Here is a 2549-nt window from a genome sequence, read left to right as displayed (position 1 = left end):
CAAAAGGGTTCTCTTTATTCAAAAAATTGGGAAATTAATTATCAAACTCACGTTATTCTACTAATTCAGGTTGCCTATGAAGTTCACCATCAATTCTATCAAAGAGGCAGAATCCTACCAAATCTGGCTTTGCCTCACGCAGACCATAAAAATGCTCACGTGCTTTCTCTGGTTGGTTACCAACATAATGAATATATGGAGCCTCCAATTCCTTTTTCGCCGGGTGATTAAGCTTCTCGGCAAATGCCTGTAAAATTGCGAGATCCGTCGAACCTTCAAGGTAGAGAACCCAACCCCTCTGCTGTGCTTGATAATACTGCTCAAAACCAATCGTCCGCAGTGATTTTAATAACTGGCTACCGCGATCGTCAATCCGATGTGGGGCACCAAGAAAGGCAATCACTACGTCGCGATCCGCCGCTTCGTTGAGGATGACTTCAGAATGACTGGCAGCAACGATCTGACTATTATTTTCAATCGCTGACTCTGTAAGGATCTGATAAATCTGACGCTGCCGAAGGATTTCAAGATGTGCATCTGGTTCGTCAAGAAGCAGGACAGAACCCGGATGTGCAGCAATATAAGCAAGTAGTAGTAGCGTTTGTTGCAAGCCCTGCCCCGATGAAGAGAGGTCAAGAGAAATACCAGACTCATCTTGATAGTTCATCGCAATCTCCCCACGCTCCTGAATATAATTGGGTTCATCAAGGTGGACACCGAACAAGGAATGGATTTGCACACAGAGCTTCTCCCATTTTTGGGCATCCTCTGACACCTGATAGCAGAGATTCCGCAACACCTCTGCTGTCCGCCCCTCTCCGATCCGGACATTGATTGCCCCTTCATCAAGTCGTGTCTCATTAGACGCGAGCCCAGACATCGGCGGGAGAAAGGCAACAGCAATCTCTTCCGCTTGGTCAGGAACAGGCATTCGCTCAGTATCTTTTTCATCTGTTTCTGGTACTCTCAAAGGACGACAGTAAAAGGATTCCTGATTGGCATAATCGAATTCAAAACCGCACTGCCAGTTTTTGCCATCCGTAACACCTTCCACAATAATATCTATACGGATATTTTGGGTCCGTTGTCTCCCTTCAACTCTTTCTACATCACGCACTTGCAAATCTCGCCAGAGCAATCGCGCGCTTGGTACTGGAACGGAGATGAGATCGCGCCGGTTTATAGCAACACCCGGACGCTTTTCTGGGTTTGCTCTCCCTTTGCGGTTCTCGTTCCAACGCCTGAGTGCTATCTCCCACAGAGCAAGTGCTTGTAGCGCTGTAGTTTTACCGGAATTGTTTGGTCCAATGAAAACGACAGGATTCCCCAATTCGATTTCAACTTTGCCAAAGTTTTTGAAATTACGGCAAATCAATTTTGTTAGCATTGTTTCTCCAAGGGCATACTAAACTATTTGAATTGCTATCATCAAACAGGAACAGTTTCGCCTTCTGAACGGAGTCCTGCTTCGTAGACTTTCATTACTTCCAAGGCAAACTCAAGCGATCCTTGCGCTGCGGGTTTGCCCTCCAGAATGCAGTCACAGAAATATCGCATCTCTTGATAGAAACCTTGTATGAAAAGCCCTTTGTTTTCAAGGGTGCCGAGACTGTTTTGGGGTTCCCAGACGATAGCACCGCTGTCAAAGCCTTCAGGGACATAACTGGTGCTACCGCTATAATTGAAGGCTATGCCGCGCTGGAGTACGACACGCGTGCTGTTCCGAATTTCGGCGTGGCATCCATCACCAAAAAACTGATAAAGTTCAGAAGGTTGTCCGTGCCTCGCGCCATCCGCGAGATGGAAATTCCCGAGTGCCCCGCTCTCGTATTCTAAGATACACGCACCACCGCCCCGTTGTCCTCGACGGACTGTCACTGCTGAAACTTTTCCTCCGACGGCTACAAACAGCGACAATGGATGGCACCCGTTTTGGAGCCAATTCGTATGCTCCCTCTCACGTAACACCCGCTTTCCATCTTCCGCAATTGTCATCGGATAGGCTCCGAGAATGCTTCGCAAGGGACCGTACTCATCAGTCGCGAAAATTTCGATAATCTTCTGTGTAGCGGGCATGAATGCTTTTTTGAAGCCGACAACGACGACGCGATCCTTCCGGTGTCGGATCATCTCTGAGACTTCGGCAGCAAACATTCCGGGTGGCTTTTCCATCCAGACGTGCATCCCAGCGTCTAACGCTTCGCAGGTCAATTCGGGGTGAAGACGCGGCGGTGCGCAGAGGAAGATCGCGTCCAGTTCTTCGTTGCGGAACATCTCTGCCATACTCGGATAGCACGCCTGAACGCCGTATTGTTCAGCGGTGATGCGAGCGCGGTCGATATCAAGGTCACATAATGCCTTGAGCCGGATTGGGAGAAACGTCAGTGTCGGTAAAATATTACGATAGCCGTGTGAACCGACACCGACAACAGCAACGTTCAGTCTTTTTTCAAATTCTCTCTGATAACTCATTTTTTTAATTTACCTTGCGGATTTTTATAGTAAAGTTTAGAATTAAAAAGACATTTTAACGCTCCGACATGCCTGCC

2 protein-coding genes are annotated in these 2549 nt (G+C 47.8%); both read right to left on the bottom strand.

Translation table 11 applies throughout. The annotated features are described in order from the left end of the window. Positions 1 to 52: 52 nt before the first annotated feature. Positions 53 to 1387 carry an AAA family ATPase gene (locus F4X88_13795; protein ID MYA57361.1) on the bottom strand — a complete coding sequence of 445 codons (1335 nt, stop codon included), beginning with the start codon at positions 1385 to 1387 and terminating at the stop codon, positions 53 to 55. Positions 1388 to 1428: 41 nt separating this feature from the next. Continuing rightward, a complete protein-coding gene (locus F4X88_13790; GenBank protein ID MYA57360.1) occupies positions 1429 to 2472 on the bottom strand; it encodes a Gfo/Idh/MocA family oxidoreductase in 1044 nt (347 codons plus the stop codon). Positions 2473 to 2549: the final 77 nt, after the last annotated feature.

The organism is Candidatus Poribacteria bacterium (assembly GCA_009839745.1).
Classification (GTDB): domain Bacteria; phylum Poribacteria; class WGA-4E; order WGA-4E; family WGA-3G; genus WGA-3G.
The sequence above is the reverse complement of the archived record's forward strand: the minus strand, read 5'-3'. Positions and strand labels throughout refer to the sequence as shown.